Annotated in this window: 15 protein-coding genes; 12 read left to right on the plus strand and 3 right to left on the minus strand. The window is 65.0% G+C overall.

Annotated elements, in window-relative coordinates:
• Nucleotides 1–5: 5 nt before the first annotated feature.
• The gene (locus tag ACVMDN_RS40780) at nucleotides 6–512 is read left to right on the plus strand and encodes a hypothetical protein (RefSeq protein ID WP_076832552.1); all 507 of its coding nucleotides are present in this window, start codon (nucleotides 6–8) and stop codon (nucleotides 510–512) included.
• 218 nt (nucleotides 513–730) lie between these two features.
• Here ACVMDN_RS40780 and ACVMDN_RS40785 read toward each other — a convergent pair whose 3' ends face one another.
• Both ACVMDN_RS40785 and ACVMDN_RS40790 read right to left on the minus strand, forming a co-directional pair.
• Nucleotides 731–2,275: an acyl-CoA synthetase gene (locus tag ACVMDN_RS40785; RefSeq protein WP_057016284.1), complete on the minus strand. Its 1,545-nt coding sequence runs from the start codon at nucleotides 2,273–2,275 to the stop codon at nucleotides 731–733.
• 180 nt (nucleotides 2,276–2,455) lie between these two features.
• Nucleotides 2,456–3,628: an acetyl-CoA C-acetyltransferase gene (locus ACVMDN_RS40790; RefSeq protein ID WP_057016283.1), complete on the minus strand. Its 1,173-nt coding sequence runs from the start codon at nucleotides 3,626–3,628 to the stop codon at nucleotides 2,456–2,458.
• Between the two features lie 111 nt (nucleotides 3,629–3,739).
• Between ACVMDN_RS40790 and ACVMDN_RS40795 the strand changes: the two genes are divergently transcribed.
• From ACVMDN_RS40795 to ACVMDN_RS40835, 9 genes are all read left to right on the plus strand, one after another.
• Nucleotides 3,740–4,468, plus strand: a complete 729-nt coding sequence (locus ACVMDN_RS40795) for a TetR family transcriptional regulator (protein WP_456835797.1) — start codon at nucleotides 3,740–3,742, stop codon at nucleotides 4,466–4,468.
• A 46-nt stretch (nucleotides 4,469–4,514) separates the two neighbouring features.
• Nucleotides 4,515–5,273 (plus strand): SDR family NAD(P)-dependent oxidoreductase, encoded by a 759-nt coding sequence (locus ACVMDN_RS40800; RefSeq protein ID WP_016847447.1) that lies wholly within the window; start codon nucleotides 4,515–4,517, stop codon nucleotides 5,271–5,273.
• A 180-nt stretch (nucleotides 5,274–5,453) separates the two neighbouring features.
• A complete protein-coding gene (locus ACVMDN_RS40805) occupies nucleotides 5,454–6,260 on the plus strand; it encodes an enoyl-CoA hydratase/isomerase family protein (protein WP_076832872.1) in 807 nt (268 codons plus the stop codon).
• A 41-nt stretch (nucleotides 6,261–6,301) separates the two neighbouring features.
• Nucleotides 6,302–8,170 (plus strand): AMP-binding protein, encoded by a 1,869-nt coding sequence (locus ACVMDN_RS40810; protein WP_141342522.1) that lies wholly within the window; start codon nucleotides 6,302–6,304, stop codon nucleotides 8,168–8,170.
• A 131-nt stretch (nucleotides 8,171–8,301) separates the two neighbouring features.
• Entirely contained in the window at nucleotides 8,302–9,429 is a 1,128-nt protein-coding gene (locus tag ACVMDN_RS40815) for an acyl-CoA dehydrogenase family protein (RefSeq protein WP_076832544.1), read from the plus strand.
• A 117-nt stretch (nucleotides 9,430–9,546) separates the two neighbouring features.
• Complete coding sequence (locus ACVMDN_RS40820; RefSeq protein WP_076832542.1) at nucleotides 9,547–10,794, plus strand: acyl-CoA dehydrogenase; 1,248 nt, start codon at nucleotides 9,547–9,549, stop codon at nucleotides 10,792–10,794.
• Between the two features lie 133 nt (nucleotides 10,795–10,927).
• Complete coding sequence (locus ACVMDN_RS40825) at nucleotides 10,928–12,178, plus strand: acyl-CoA dehydrogenase (RefSeq protein WP_057016278.1); 1,251 nt, start codon at nucleotides 10,928–10,930, stop codon at nucleotides 12,176–12,178.
• Nucleotides 12,179–12,278: 100 nt separating this feature from the next.
• Nucleotides 12,279–12,992, plus strand: coding sequence for a nitroreductase (locus ACVMDN_RS40830; protein WP_076832539.1), 714 nt, complete (start codon nucleotides 12,279–12,281; stop codon nucleotides 12,990–12,992).
• 75 nt (nucleotides 12,993–13,067) lie between these two features.
• A complete protein-coding gene (locus ACVMDN_RS40835) occupies nucleotides 13,068–13,478 on the plus strand; it encodes a hypothetical protein (protein ID WP_076832536.1) in 411 nt (136 codons plus the stop codon).
• A 213-nt stretch (nucleotides 13,479–13,691) separates the two neighbouring features.
• On the opposite strand, the gene ACVMDN_RS40840 is transcribed toward ACVMDN_RS40835, so the two are convergent.
• Complete coding sequence (locus ACVMDN_RS40840; RefSeq protein WP_076832533.1) at nucleotides 13,692–14,690, minus strand: helix-turn-helix transcriptional regulator; 999 nt, start codon at nucleotides 14,688–14,690, stop codon at nucleotides 13,692–13,694.
• An 82-nt stretch (nucleotides 14,691–14,772) separates the two neighbouring features.
• Between ACVMDN_RS40840 and ACVMDN_RS40845 the strand changes: the two genes are divergently transcribed.
• Nucleotides 14,773–15,420, plus strand: a complete 648-nt coding sequence (locus tag ACVMDN_RS40845; RefSeq protein WP_253588185.1) for a glutathione S-transferase family protein — start codon at nucleotides 14,773–14,775, stop codon at nucleotides 15,418–15,420.
• Between the two features lie 14 nt (nucleotides 15,421–15,434).
• Nucleotides 15,435–15,869: a DUF6157 family protein gene (locus ACVMDN_RS40850; protein WP_057016273.1), complete on the plus strand. Its 435-nt coding sequence runs from the start codon at nucleotides 15,435–15,437 to the stop codon at nucleotides 15,867–15,869.
• The last annotated feature ends 174 nt before the right edge of the window (nucleotides 15,870–16,043 follow it).

Consider the following 16,043-nt stretch of genomic DNA (forward strand, 5'->3'; position numbering starts at 1 on the left):
ACCGCATGCGCCACGCCGGGATTGCAGAGCTGACCGGCTCGATGTCGCGCCTCGGTCTGACGGTCGTGGCCGCAAGCTTGATGCTGGCATCGGCCGTGCGTGCCGCCGACATCAAGCAACTGACCGAAAGACTGCCGCACGCCTATATCGGCGAATTCCTGTGGGACGGTGACACGACGGTGCAGCACCTCGTCATCACCTTCGACAAGGTGCAAGCGCTGAACGAGCAGAACGCGGAAGCGCGCGGCTGCGGGTCATACGAGGTCGGCGGTCACGTAACCAAGATCGGCGTGCAGATGTTCATCCGGCTGTCCGATCTCGAGGTCGAGCTGTTTGAGCGGTCGCCCGACGACAGTGGATCGTTCGAGACCGAGGGCAGCCACCGCGGCAAGCTGTCGGAGGATTTTCAGCAGATCGATGCGCAGTGGACCACCACGGCAAATGGCAAGCACGGCCAACTGCATCTGCGCGCCGCGGCGTCTGCCGCGTGCGAACCGGCGGCGGAGTTGTAGGTCGGCGGGGTGCGCGCAAGCGGCGTCCCGCGTGCGCTCTTCATCCTCCCCCGGACCGTTTGCACTATTTCGGAATATTGGAAATCTATCTCTGAGTTGCCCGACGTGTCAAGCTGCCTTGTCGAACGCGGGCAGCCGCCAGCTCCTTTGCATGGGGTTGTTTTCGATATTTTGGCCGCGGCGCGACGACGGCCCCTCCGGGGAGCGGCGAACCGCGGTCACGGCCTGGCAGGCACCTTCGGCCAATAGCGGTCGCGCAGATGGCGCTTCACCAGTTTGCCGGTCGGCGTGCGCGGCAGCTCTTGCTCGAAGTCGATGCTCTTGGGGCATTTGATCGGCGACAAGTGCTGCCGGCAGAACGCGATCAGCTCGGCCTCGAGCTCCTTGCCGGCCCTGGTGATGTCGTGCGGCTGCACCACGGCCTTGACCTCTTCGCCCATCTCCTCGTTCGGCACGCCGAACACCGCGACGTCGGACACCGCCGGATGCGTGATCAGGACGTCCTCGGTCTCCTGCGGATAGATGTTCACGCCGCCGGAGATGATCATGTAGCTCTTGCGGTCGGTCAGATAGAGGAAGCCCTCTTCGTCGAGGTAGCCGACATCGCCGAGCGTCGACCAGCCCTTGGTGTTGTAGGCCTTCTTCGTCTTCTCCGGATCGTTGTGATAGGAGAACGCCGGCGCGTCGGCGAAAAAGACCTGACCGATCTGGCCGGTCGGCGCTTCCTCGTCGTTCTCGTCGAGGATCTTGACCTTGCCGACCACCGCGCGGCCGACCGTGCCGCGGTGGGTCAGCCATTGCTGCGAGGTCGAGACCGTGACGCCATTGCCTTCGGAGCCGGCGTAATACTCGATCAGGATCGGTCCCCACCATTCGATCATCTTGGCCTTGACGTCGACCGGGCAGGGCGCCGCGGCATGGATCGCGCCTTTCAGCGACGAGACCTTGTAGCGTGTGCGCACTTCGTCGGGCAGCTTCAGCATGCGCACGAACATGGTCGGCACCAGCTGCGACTGCGTCACCTTGTGCTTCTCGACCTGCTTCAGAAATTCCTCGGCGTCGAAATGCTCCATGATGACGGAGGTGCCTCCGAGCACGGTGGCCATCATGTTGAAGCGCAGCGGGGCCGCGTGATAGAGCGGCGCCGGCGACAGATAGATGCTGTCGGCATTCATGCCGCACATGTCGGCGGTGAGAATGCGCAGGAACGGGTTCGGCACGTCGATCCGGTTGCCCTCGAACTGCTTCTTGATGCCCTTGGGTCGGCCGGTGGTGCCGGAGGAATACAGCATGTCGTAGCCGGCGACCTCGTCGGCAACCGGCGTGGTCGGCTGCGCGCCGGCTTCCTTGTCGTAGGAGCGGAAGCCCGGCGAGGGCTCGTCCATCATGTAGAACAGCGGCTCGCCCGCTTCGCCCTTGATCAGGCCCTTCACCTTGTCGGCGCACTGCGGGGTGGTGATGAACACCTTCGCGCCGCAGTCCTTGATGATGTAGGCGATCTCTTCTTCCGTCAGATAGCGGCTGATCGCCGTGTAATAGAGACCCGAGCGCTGCGCTGCCCAGCAGATCTCCATGAATGCGAGCCGGTTTTCCATCAGCAGCGCGATGTGGTCACCGGCCTTCAGGCCGAGCGAGCGGAACAGATGCGCGCCCTGGTTCGAAAGCTCGTCGAGCTCGCGATAGGTGATGGCCTTGCCGGACGCCGCCATCTGATAGGCGATCTTGTTCGGATGGGTGCGCGCGTGGATCGACGGATGGGTCATTGTGTTTCCTCGGAGCATCAATAGTGGTCGTCCCCGCGAACGCGGGGACCCATAACCACCAATTTTTCTTGTTGGACTGAGTTGTGGCCCCAGCCGCGCCTAACCACAAACGGCTGTGGTTATGGGTCCCGGCCTACGCCGGGACGACATCATTGTTGTGGCCGCTGATGCGGACTTTTCTTACAGCCGCTCGACAATCGTCACATTGGCCATGCCGCCGCCTTCGCACATGGTCTGCAGGCCGTAGCGCTTGTTGCGCTGCTTGAGGGCATGCAGCAGCGTCGTCATCAGCTTGGTGCCGCTGCCGCCGAGCGGATGGCCGAGCGCGATCGCGCCGCCGTTGACGTTGAGCCGGGCCGGATCGGCGCCGGTGGTCTTCAGCCAAGCGGTCGGCACCGAGGCGAAGGCCTCGTTGACCTCGAAGAGATCAATGTCGTCAATCTTCATGCCGGCCTTCTGCAGCGCGCGCTGGGTTGCCGGCAGCGGCGCTTCCAGCATGATCACGGGGTCGCCGCCCATCATGGTGAGGTGATGGATGCGCGCCATCGGCTTGACGCCGAGCGCCTTCAGGCCCTTCTCGTTGACGACCATGACGCCGGAGGCGCCGTCGCAGATCTGGCTGGCGCTCGCCGCGGTGAGCTTGCCGTTCTCGGCGATCAGCTTGACGCCCTTGATGCCGTCGAGGCTGGCGTCGAAGCGGATGCCTTCGTCGATGTGATGGGTGTCGGTCGAGCCGTCGGCGCGGGTGATCTTGACCGGCACGATCTCGTCCTTGAAGTGGCCGGCTTGCGTGGCCGCGATCGCGCGCTGATGGCTGTTATAGGAGTATTCGTCGAGCTCGTCCTTCGACAGGCCGTACTTCTCGGCCATCATCTCCGCGCCGGTGAACTGGCTGAACACGATGTTGGGATACTTCGCCTCGATGCCCGGGCTCTTGTAGTGGCCGAAGCCGTTCTTGGCGGGCAGCGAGGAGGCGAGGCCCATCGGCACGCGGGTCATCGATTCCACGCCGGCGGCGATCACGCAGTCCATCGTGCCAGACATCACCGCCTGCGCCGCGAAGTGCAGCGCCTGCTGCGAGGAACCGCACTGGCGGTCGATCGAGGTCGCCGGCACGCTCTCCGGCAGCTTCGAGGCCATGACAGCGTTGCGCGCGATGTTGGTGGACTGCTCGCCGGTCTGCATCACGCAGCCCATGATCACGTCCTCGACCTGCGCGGGGTCGGCGCCGGTGCGCTCGACCAGCGCATCGAGCACGGTCGCGGCCAGATCGGCCGGATGCCAGCCGGCGAGGCGTCCTCCCTTGCGGCCGCCCGCGGTGCGAGCGGCGGCGACGATATATGCCTCGGCCATGTCTGATCTCCCTGATGTTTCCGGATTGGGCGGTCTGAAAGTTGGGCCGGATTTAAGGGGTGGCTCAGCATTTAGTCAATCAATCAATTAACTCTTGAGTGCGGCCCCGCCATGGGCTTATGTGCGGCCTCGATTTACCGTCGACCCCTGACACAGAGCGGGACCAGAGCGCAGTTGAATACCAGCGTACCGACGAAACTTCCGGCCGGCAAAAATGCCACCGCCGACAAGCTTTTGGTTGCGGCCAGTGAGCTGATGATCGAGCGCGCCTCGATCGAGGTGTCGTTGTCCGACATCGCGCAGAAGTCGGGCGTCAACGCCGCGCTGGTGAAATATCATTTCGGCAACAAGGACGGGTTGTTGCTGGCGCTGCTGGCGCGCGACGCCGCCACCGAGATATCGCAACTCGAATATCTCATCAGCCAACCGATCACGCCGCCCGCAAAATTGCGGCTGCATATCGGCGGCATCATCCGCGCCTATCACCAGTTCCCCTATATGAACCGGCTGATCCATTATCTCCTGCACGAGAGCTCGCCTGCCGCTGCGAACGAGGTGTCGAAATTCTTCGTCGCGCCGCTTTTGGATTTTCACCGCCGGCTGCTCGCAGAAGGCATCAAGGCCGGTGAATTCCGCAAGATCGATCCGGTGCTGTTCTACACCAGCCTGATCGGCGCCTGCGATCATCTGTTCTTCGGCCGCCACGCGATGTCGCGCGCGGTCGGCGTCGGTCCGGTCACCGACGAGGTCTGCCGCGATTACATCAAGCACATGGAAGCCTTGATCTTCGGCGGCGTGCTCAATCCCGATAAGGAAACGGCAGCAGTCGCCGCCGGATAACAAGGTTCGAGTCTAGAGAAGAAACGCCCAAGGAAAGGTTGTATCCATGCAGTTGAAAGACGTTGCCGTTCTCATCACCGGCGGTGGCTCCGGCCTTGGTGCCGCAACCGCGCGCGCCATGGCCGCCAAGGGCGCCAAGATCGGCGTGATCGACCAGAACAAGGAAAACGCTGAGAAAGTCGCCGCCGAGGTGAAGGGCGTCGCGCTGCATGCCGACGTCACCGACGAGGACGCGATCAAGGCTGCGATCGCCAAGGCCGAGGCCGCGCACGGCATCGCGCGCGTGCTGATGAACTGCGCCGGCATCGGCGGCTCGCAGCGCATCGTCGGCAAGGACGGCGTCTATCCGCTGGCGAAGTTCGTCCGCATCATCAACGTCAATTTGATCGGCACCTTCAACGTGCTGCGCCTGTTCGCCGAGCGGCTGGCGACCGAAGCCCCGATCGGCGAGGAGCGCGGCGTCGCGATCAACACCGCATCGGTCGCGGCCTATGAAGGCCAGATCGGCCAGATCGCCTATTCCGCCTCGAAGGGCGGCGTCGTCGGCCTCACGCTGCCGGCCGCGCGCGACCTCGCCAGCCTGAAGATCCGCGTCAACACCATCGCGCCCGGCCTGTTCCTGACGCCGCTGCTGATGGGTCTCAATGAGGAAGCGCGCAAGAGCCTCGGCGCCCAGGTGCCGCATCCGGCCCGCCTCGGCGATGCCTCGGAATACGGCAATCTCGCGGTCCACATCGTCGAGAACCCGATGCTCAACGGCGAAACCATCCGCCTCGACGGCGCCATCCGCATGGCGCCGCGCTAACGGCGAATTCCGCTGTCGTCCCGGCCTTGCGCGCAATTGCGCGCTGGAGCCGGGACCCATACTCCGCGGCGTCTGTAACAGGCAAGCTGGCAGACACCGCGCAAAACAACAAAAGCCTGTGGTTATGGGTCCCGGCTCGCGCTTCGCTTGGCCGGGACGACGGTCGGGAGGACCATGCGCGTGTCTCAGCCGCTGCTGATCGAACATCACGACGGGGTCGATTGGGTCACGCTCAATCGTCCCGAGAGCCTCAACGCACTCGACCCTTCGCTGATCGACGCGCTCAACGTCTATTTCCAGGGCCTGCAGCGCAATCGCGACACCCGCGTCGTGGTGCTGAAGGGCGCCGGTGCGAATTTCTGCGCCGGGCTCGATCTCAAGCACGCGATGGCGCGCCGTGGTGGACAGACCGAGCCGCCCGGCGTCACGGAGTCGCTGGACTCGCAGCGGCGCATCGCCGACATCGTGATGCTGATGCGGCGCGCTCCGCAGCCGATCATCGCGCTGGTGCAGGGCGCGGCCGCCGGCGGCGGCTTCGCGCTGGCGCTTGCCGCCGACATCCGCATCGCGGCGAAGAACGCGCGGATGAATTGCGCCTTCATCAAGCTCGGTCTCGGCGGCTGCGATATCGGCACCAGCTATTTCCTGCCGCGCCTCGTCGGCGTGTCGGTTGCTTCCGAATTGATCCTCACCGGGCGCTTCATCCATGCCGACCGCGCGCTTGCGGTCGGCCTGGTGTCCGAGGTGGTCGAGGCCACCGATCTTGATGCGGCGGCCAATCCTTATGTCGAGGCAATGATGACGGCCTCGCCGGTCGGTCTCCGCCTCTCGAAGGAATGCATCAACATGAGCGTCGATGCCGGCTCGATCGAGGCCGTGATCGCGATGGAAGATCGCAACCAGGTGCTGTGCAGCCGCTCGGAAGATTTCCAGGAAGGCATCAGGGCCTTTCTCGAGAAACGAAAGCCTGTCTATATCAGGCGCTGAGAACAGATCCTCAAAAGGACAAGAATTCCGGGAGACGCAAAATGGATGGAGACGCGGCGATGCTGACGAAACCTGCCTTTCGCAAGGTGGATTGGCTCGCACGTGACATCGCGGTCGAGCGGCGCGGTGACGGCACCGTCGTCCTGAAGTCGCGGATTCCGCTCCAGGCCTACGAGACGCATATTCCGGCCTATCTCGCCAAATGGGCGGCGCAGGCGCCGGAGCGGATCTGGCTCGCGCAACGCGGTGGTCCCGACCGCCAATGGCGCAAGGTCTCCTATGGCGAAGCCAAGCGCACCGTCGATGCGCTGACGCAAGGCCTGCTCGATCTCGGCGTCGGCGACGGCCGGCCCGTCGCGATCCTGTCAGGCAATTCGATCGAGCACGCGCTGATGACGCAGGCCGCGATGCAGGCGCGGCTGCCGGCCGCGCCGGTGTCGCCGGCCTATTCGCTGATGAGCCAGGATCATCTCAAGCTTAAATACCTGTTCAACCTGATCAAGCCGGCCGTCGTGATGGTGCAGGACGGCCCGACCTTCGAGAAGGCGCTGAAGGCGATCGATCTCACCGGCATCACGGTCGTCCACGTCCTGCGTCCCTGCGAGGGCATCAGGAGCGCGGCCTTTGCCGACCTCGCGGCAACGCCGGTGACGGCTGCGGTCGGCGAGTCCATCGCGAAGATCACGCCCAGGACCGTCGGCAAGCTGCTGTTCACCTCGGGCTCGACCGGCATGCCCAAGGCCGTCATCAACACCCAGGAGATGATGTGTGCCAACGCGGCGATGATGATGCAGGTGCGCCCGCGTGAAACGGAGGGACCGATCGCGACGGTGCTCGACTGGATGCCGTGGAATCACACCATGGGCGGCAACGCCGCGTTCAATCCGGTGCTGGTCGATGGCGGCACGCTCTATATCGACGACGGCCGGCCGATGCCGGGCCAGCTCGAGGAGACCATCAGGAACCTGCGCGAGGTGTCGCCGACCTATTACGCCAACGTGCCGGCCGGCTATGCGGCGCTCGCCGCCGCGATGGAGAAGGACGAGGCGCTGTGCGCGAGCTTCTTCAAGAACCTCTCGATCATGGCCTATGGCGGCGCCCGGCTGCCCGACGATCTCTATGACCGCATGCAGGCGCTGGCGGTGAAGACCACGGGCGAGCGCATCGTGTTCTACACCGGTTGGGGCTCGACCGAGACCGCGCCGACCTCGACCGGCACCTATTGGGACACCGAGCGCGTCGGCCTGATCGGCCTGCCGTTCCCTGGCGTCGAGCTGAAGATGGTGCCGTGCGGCTCGAAATATGAATTGCGGCTGCGCGGCGTCAACGTCACGCCAGGCTATTTCGGCCAGCCGGACCTCACGGCCAAGATGTTCGACGAGGAGGGCTTCTACTGCATCGGCGACGCCGGCGTGTTCGTGAACCCCGAAGACCCGCTGCAGGGCATCATCTTTGCCGGCCGGGTGGTCGAGGATTTCAAGCTGACCACCGGCACGTTCGTGCATGTCGGCTCGTTGCGCACCGATGCGATATCAGCCGCGACGCCGGTCGTGCATGACGCGCTGGTTGCGGGGCAGGACCGTGAGTTCATCGGCCTGCTGTGCTGGCCGAACCTGCACGCCTGCCGCCAGCTCGTCGGCAATGCCGATGCCAGCTACGAGGACGTGATCCGGCATCCCGAAGTGCTTGCCTGCCTGAAGAAGGGTTTGCAGGCGCACAATGCGTCCACCACCGGCAGCAGCATGCGTATCGCGCGTGCGATGCTGATGGTCGAGCCGCCGTCGATCGACGGCAACGAGCTCACCGACAAGGGCTACATCAACCAGCGCGCCGGCCTCGAACGCCGCGCCGCACTGGTCGAGAAGCTGTATGCCGGCAATCCCGGCGACGACGTGATCATCTTGAACTGATCCTACGAAAGCAAACGCGTCATTTCGGGGCGCGCGAAGCGTGAACCCGGAATCCAGAGGTTCCTTACGTCGAGATTCCGGGTTCGATGCTGCGCATCGCCCCGGAATGACAGCAAGAAAAGGTAAGCGCCATGAATTTCGATTTCTCCGACGAACAGAAGCAGATGCGCGACGAGGCGCGGAAATTCCTCAGCGAACAGTGCCCGCCGAAAGCCGTGCGCGAGGTGCTCGACGGCAAGGCGCCTTACGACAAGGCGCTGTGGAAGGGCCTCGCCGAGATGGGCTTCCTTGGCGTTGCGATCCCGGAACAGTTCGGCGGTGCGGGCGCCGGCCATCTCGAGCTCTGCGTGATCGCGGAGGAAATGGGCCGCGCGCTGGCGCCGGTGCCGTTTTCCTCCACCGTCTATCTCGCCGCCGAAGCGATCCTGATCGCAGGCAGCGACGCGCAGAAGCAGAAGTGGCTGCCGAAGATCGCCGCGGGCGAAGCCATCGGCACGCTGGCGCTGTTCGAAGGCAAGGGCAACCCGTCGCCGAAAGCGATCAAGCTCACGGCCAATGGCGGCGTGCTCAACGGCGTCAAGAAGCCGGTGCCGGATGGCGCGATCGCCGATTTCGCCGTTGTCGCCGCGCGCACCGGCTCGAGCGGACGCGAGTCCGATATTTCCCTGTTCATCGTCGATCTCAAGGCCGGCGGCGTCGAGGTCAAGTCGCTCACCAACATCGACCTGACCCGCGGCCAGGCCGAATTCACCTTCAAGGATGCGAAGGCCGAGCCGCTCGGCGCTACCGGCGAGGGCTGGAGCGTCATCTCCCAGGTGCTGGATCGCGCGGCCGTGTTGACGGCATTCGAGCAGGTCGGCGGCGCCGACCGCGCGCTGGAGATGGGCCGCGACTATGCGCTTGATCGTATTGCCTTTGGCCGTCCGATCGGCTCGTTCCAGGCGGTCAAGCACATGCTGGCCGACATGTATGTGTCGGCGACGCTGGCGCGCTCAAATTGCTACTACGGCGCTTGGGCGCTCTCGACCAATGCCGGCGAATTGCCGGAAGCCGCCGCCGCCGCGCGCATCAGCGCGACGCAGGCGTTCCAGCACTGCGCCAAAAACAACATCCAGGTTCATGGCGGCATGGGCTTCACCTGGGAGTTCGACTGCCACATGTACTACCGCCGCGCCAATGCGGTGGCGCTCGGTCTCGGCAGCCTGTCCTATTGGGAAGACGCGCTGATCGACCGCATGCGCAAGAAGAACGCGGCGTAACGATACGATTCGTCATTCCGGGGCGCGCGTAGCGCGAACCCGGAATCCAGAGGTTGGGAATCGAGATTCCGGGTTCGATGCTGCGCATCGCCCCGGAATGACGGAAAGAAAGCCACCATGAATTTCGATGACACCCCGCAGGAGGCCGCATTCCGCGCCGAGGCGAAAGCCTGGATCGCGGCCAATGCACCGAAGCAACATGAGGACGAGCTGCGCAAGGCCTCGCTCGGCCGTGTTGCGCTCAAGGGCGCCAACATTCTCGAGGTCGCGAAGGCCTGGCAGAAGAAGAAGGCCGATGCCGGCTGGGCCTGCCTGCACTGGCCGAAGGAGTATGGCGGCCGCGGCTCGTCGCCGATCGAGCGCGTGATCTGGCAGCAGGAGGAGGGCCCGTTCGGCCGCCTTAGCTCGATGTTCATCATCGGCCACGGCATGTGCGGCCCGACCATGATGGCGTTCGCCGGCGAGGAGCAGAAGCGCAAATATCTGCCGCCGCTTGCCTCCGGCGAGAAGATCTGGTGCCAACTGTTCTCCGAGCCGGCCGGCGGCTCCGACGTCGCCGGCCTGCGCACCCGCGCCGAGAAGCATGGCGACGAGTGGGTGATCAACGGCCAGAAGATCTGGACCTCGGGCGCGCATTATTCCGACTACGGCATCTTGCTCACCCGCACCGACCCGACCGTGCCCAAGCACAAGGGCCTCACCATGTTCTTCCTGGACATGAAGAGCCCGGGCGTCGAGGTCAGGCCGATCAAGCAGGCGAGCGGCGCCTCCGACTTCAACGAGGTCTATTTCACCGACGTGCGCATTCCGGACTCGCAGCGGCTCGGCAATGTCAATGACGGCTGGAACGTGTCGCTGACCACGCTGATGAACGAGCGGATGTCGATCGGCGCCGGTGTCGCCACCGGCTTTCCCGAGCTGTTCGACTTCTGCAACAGCCTGATGCTGGAGGACGGCCCCGCGATCGAGAACCGCGCGGTGCGCTCCAAGCTCGCCAACTGGGCCGTGAAGGCGAGCGGGCTGAAATACACCAGCATGCGCGCGATCTCGGCGCTGTCGAAGGGCGAGCGTCCGGGACCGGAGAATTCGATCGGCAAGCTGGTCGCCGGCTCGATGATTCAGGACGTCGCGACCTATGCGCTCGATCTGCAGGGCGCGGCCGGCGCGCTGAACGGGATTGAGGATGCCGAGGTCGCCGGCAAATTCCAGGCGATGCTGCTGCGCGCGCCGGGCACCCGCGTCGAGGGTGGCACCGACGAGATCATGCGCAACATCATCGCCGAACGCGTGCTGGGCCTGCCCGGCGACATCAGGGTCGACAAGGACGTCCCCTTCAACAAGATCCCGACCAAGGGAAGAGCTTAACCGTCGTTCCGGGGCGGCGCGAAGCGGCGAACCCGGAACTCGAGCGACATAACTTCTAGATTCCCCGATGCGCAACCGCGCATCTGAGGTTCGCGCTGCGCGCGCCCCGGAATGACAAAGAAAAGGAGCCGCCATGAATTTCGATGACACGCCGCAGGAAGCCGAGTTCCGCGCCATCGCCCGCAACTGGATCGCGGCCAATGCGCCGAAGGAGTTCGAAGAGGAGCTCTCGAAGTCGTCGCTCGGCCGTATCAGGCTCGCCAGGCACGACATGGTCGAGGTCGGCAAGGCTTGGCAGAAGAAGAAGGCCGAGGGCGGCTGGGCCTGCTTGCACTGGCCGAAGGAATATGGCGGCCGCGGCGCCACCCCGATCGAGCGCGTGATCTGGCAGCAGGAAGAGGGCGTCTACGGCAAATTGACCCAGCCGTTCCAGATCGGCGAGGGCATGTGCGGCCCGACCGTGATGGCCTGGGGCAGCGAGGATGCCAAGCGCCGCTATCTGCCGAAGCTGGCCTCCGGCGAGGAGATCTGGTGCCAGCTGTTCTCCGAGCCGTCGGCCGGCTCCGACGTCGCGGGGCTGCGCACCCGCGCCGAGAAGAAAGGCGACAATTGGGTCGTCAACGGCCAGAAGATCTGGACGTCAGGCGCGCATTACTCCGACTACGGCCTCCTGATCGCGCGCACCGATCCGAATGTCCCGAAGCACAAGGGCCTCACGATGTTCTTCCTCGACATGAAGAGCCCCGGCGTCGAGGTGCGGCCGATCAAGCAGGCCAACGGCATGCAGGAGTTCAACGAGGTCTATTTCACCGACGTCGTAATCCCGGACAGCCAGCGGTTAGGGGCGGTCGGCGAGGGCTGGAGCGTGTCGCTGACCACGCTGATGAACGAGCGCATGTCGATCGGCGCGCGGCTCGCCACCGGCGTGCCCGAGATGTTCGAGTTCTGCTCCAATTTGATGCTGGAGGACGGTCTTGCGATCGACGATCCGGCGGTGCGCTCCAGACTTGCGAGCTGGGCGGTGAAGGCGAGCGGGCTGAAATACACCAGCTACCGCGCCATCTCGGCGCTGTCGAAGGGCGAGCGACCGGGCCCGGAAAACTCCATCGGCAAGCTCGTCTCCGGCCTGATGCTGCAGGATATCGCGACCTATGCGATGGACCTTGAAGGCGCGGCGGGCAGCCTCACAGGCACCGATGAGGAGCAGGCCAACGGCCAGTTCCAGCAGATGCTGCTGTCGTCGCCCTCGATGCGCATCGCCGGCGGCACCGACGAGATCCTGCGCAACATCATCGCCGAGCGCGTGCTGGGCCTGCCCGGCGACATTCGCGTCGACAAGGATGTGCCCTACAACAAGATCCCGACCAAGGGGCGGGGTGGTTAGTCGTCATTCCGGGGCGATGCGAAGCATCGAACCCGGAATCTCGAGATTCCGGGTTCACGCTTCGCATGCCCCGGAATGACGAAAAAAGAGGATATATATCATGGACGCGAAGACACCGAACCCGCGCTACGCGACCGAGGACCGTATCGGCGCGCTCGAGGAATTGCTCAACGAGCGCTACTCGGTGCGCGCGTTCCAGCCGCGCGAGGTGCCGCGCGAGGTCATCGAGCACATTGTGTCGACCGCGCAGCGCACCGCATCCTGGTGCAACAGCCAGCCTTGGCAGGTGCTGATCGTCTCCGGCGAGGCCAAGGAGCGGTTTCGCAAGGCGATCTATGCCGAGGCGTCGCGCGGCCTCGGCGAGGATTACGACTTCACGCCGCCGCGCGAATATGTCGGGGTCTATTTGGAGCGCCGCCGCGAAAGCGGTTTCCAGCTCTACAACACGCTCGGCATCGCGCGCGGCGACAAGCCGGCCTATGCAAAACAGGCGCTGGAGAACTACAATTTCTTCGGCGCGCCGCACATTGCCGTGATCCACACCAATGAGCCGCTCGGCATCTATGGTGCGATCGACTGCGGCGGCTATGTCTCGAACTTCATGCTAGCGGCGCAGGCGCTCGGGCTCGGCTCCATCCCGCAGGCGGCGATCGCGCGCCATTCCGGGCTGATCCGTCGTCATTTCAACCTGGCCGACGATCGCCGGGTTGTCTGCGGTATCTCGTTCGGCTATGCGGATCACGCGCAAAAGGTGAACAGCTACCGCACGTCGCGCGCGACCGTGGAAGACACCGTCACATTCGTCGATGTATAATTTCCTCAAGGCGGGAAGGTCGGTTCACTCCCCGCCGAGGACAAGAAAAGCTACAAAGAAACGACAAGAACAAAAATGGCGAATAACGCCTCCCTGACGCCGGCTGAGATCAGCTGGCAGCTGCACCGTCTGCCTGCACTCGATCGCGACGCGTTCATCGCCGCGCATTACCTGGGACAGGGCGTTGCCTGGAAGACCCGCTTCTTCGACGCGATCGACTGGGGCGCGGGCTCGGTGCTGCAATTCAGCTTCCTGCAACGCGGCTGGCATCGCCATTCGCGGCTCGACAATCCGATCTATGCCTATATCGACATCGAGCAACATCCGGAAACCCGCGGCCTGCGTCGCGGCCGGCGGATCGATCTTGAGGGCACGATCAAGGGCGTCGACTTCGTGACCGGGATTACGCTGACGCTGGAGCGGTTCGAGATCCTGCCGGTCAATTTTTTCGACCGCTTCGTGATCAGCTCCGACAGCCGCTACTAGCAAGCAGCGAACCGCAGACTCTGCTCCACCTCGCCCCGCGCGCGGGGAGAGGTCGGAACGCATCGTTAGATGCGTTCCGGGTGAGGGGGCTCAGCAAGCGCAGCTATCACCGTATGCGCGGAGACAGCCCCTCACCCCAACCCTCTCCCCGTAAGAACGGGGCGAGGGAGCGCACTGCTCCTGCGGCTCCATTCAACCCAATCTCATTACGCTTCAGCGTCCCGCCACCGCGCGGCGGGCTGGCGCGTCGGCATAGCGCGCGGCCATCGCGTCCGTCAGCTCGGCCATCTTCTCGCGCAACTCTAACGGCGCGACCACTTCGGCCTCGGCGCCGAGCCGCAGCAGCTCGGTCGCCGCATGCCACACCGTCTTGCCGACCGGCATGGTGGCGAGCCGCCAGCCGTCGGCGTCGGTGCCATCAGTGAGCCGCATCCGCGCCTTCACGTAAGGATGCGCAAGCGCATCGAACAGTTTCAGCCCGAGCGGCGACAGCCGCACCGTGGCCTCGTTCGGATGCAGCTCGGCCTCCAGCCGCTCGATCGAGGCGCCCCAATAGGCGGCGAGGTCGAACTCCGCCGGCCGCGCGAACGGCGTCTCCAGCACGGTGCAATCCAGCACGCGCGCGACGCGGTAGGTGCGCACATTGCCGTCGACGAGGCCGGCGAGATACCAGCTGCCGCCCTTTAGCACGAGGCCGAGCGGCGCCACGCGCCGCCGCTTCTCGGCTTTCCAGCTCTGGTAGCGGATCTCGAGCATGGTCTCGCGCAGCACGGCGCCGGCGATGGCGCGCAGATGCTCCGGCTCCTCGGTCTCGCCGAACCAGCCGGGCGCGTCGAGATGGAAGCGCTGCTGCATCCCTCGCGCGTTGGGCCGCAGGTTCTCCGGCAGCGCCGCCATCAGCTTGGTCTGCGCCGCCACCATCGCGGCATCGAGGCCGAGCGCGGCGGCGGGCCCCGGGAGACCGGCCATGAACAGCGCCTCGGCCTCGCCCTGCGACAGGCCGTTGAGCCGGACGCGATAGCCGTCGAGCAGGCGATAGCCGCCCTCGGCACCGCGGTCGGCATAGACGGGAACGCCGGCGGCGGCGAGCGCGTCGATGTCGCGGTAGATCGTGCGCACCGAAACCTCGCAGGCCTCCGCAAGCTCAGGCGCGGTGACCTGCCCCCGCGCCTGCAGGGTGGTGAGGATGGAAAACAGCCGGCTCGCGCGCATGGCTGGATCATACCTGACACAAGATGTCAGGTATAGGCGGACATAAGGAGGCCATGCCCCCGACGGCGCAAGGAGACCCGCCATGACCACCACTACCGACCGCGTCACGCTGTATTATTCGCCGCAAAGCCGCGCCACCGGCACCCGCGTGCTGCTGGAGGAACTCGGCGCGCCGTATAACCTGCACGTCCTGAACATGAAGGCCGGCGAGCAGCGCAAGGACGCCTATCTCGCCATCAATCCGCTCGGCAAGGTGCCGGCGATCCGCCATGGTGACGCGCTGGTCACCGAGCAGGTCGCGATCTTCATCTATCTCGCCGATCTGTTTCCGCAGGCCGGCCTGACGCCGGCGCTGAACGATCCGCGCCGCGGCCCGTATCTGCGCTGGATCGCCTATTACGGCGCATCGTTCGAGCCGGCCGTGATCGACCATTTCATGAAGCGCGAGCCCGCGCCGATCACGCAGTCGCCCTATGCCGATTACGACACCATGCTGGGCGCGCTGGAATCGCAGCTGGCAAAGGGGCCCTATCTGCTCGGCGAAGAGATCACGGCGGCCGACATCCTCTGGGGCATCGCGCTCTCTTGGACCATGATGTTCGGCATCGTGCCGAAAAGGGACGTGTTCGTCCGCCATGCCGAGCGCATCGCCGCGCGCCCGGCCTTCCAGCGGATATCGAAGGCCGACGACAAGATGGCGGCGCAGCATGCCGCGGCCGCCGGGGTGTGATACGGATCGGGCCGATGGCGAAAGTCCTGCACAGCACCAACTGTTTCAACACCCTGATCCGCGTCGCGGAGGACTGCCCGGCGCAGCGCGGCGAGGAGCCGCAGTTGCGCGGCGGCCAGCCGACGGTTGCCGTGCTGCAATACCGGATGATCGCGGGCGCGCCCTACAAGTACACCTCCGACGATGTGGTGTTCGCGACGTCGGCGGCCGGCCGCGTGCTCGATGCGAAAGCAGCGAAGAAGGCGCGCAGCCTCGCCCGCGAGACGTTCTTCTCGCGCGGCCAGGCCTGCATGCGCGCCTCGCCGCTCGGCAAGCGTTTCGGCTGGGGTGTCCATGCCGACGCCGAGGGCCGCATCGCGCTCTACGCCGTCGACAGCAAGCGCTACCAGGCACTCGCCGCGGATCCTGACATCGCGCAGGTCCGCGCGATGCGGTCGAAGCGGGCGTGAAGAGGCACTGCTCTCATCCTCCCCTGGAGGGGGAGCATCGGTTCGCATGCAATGCGAACCGAGGTGGGGTGATCTCTCCACTCGGGCACCGTTCGTGCTGAGAGATCACCCCACCCCGTCTCACATTCCGCTGCGCTCCATGTGACCCGACCCTCCCCCTCCAGGGGAGGGTGA

Source organism: Bradyrhizobium sp. USDA 4510, from assembly GCF_054059095.1.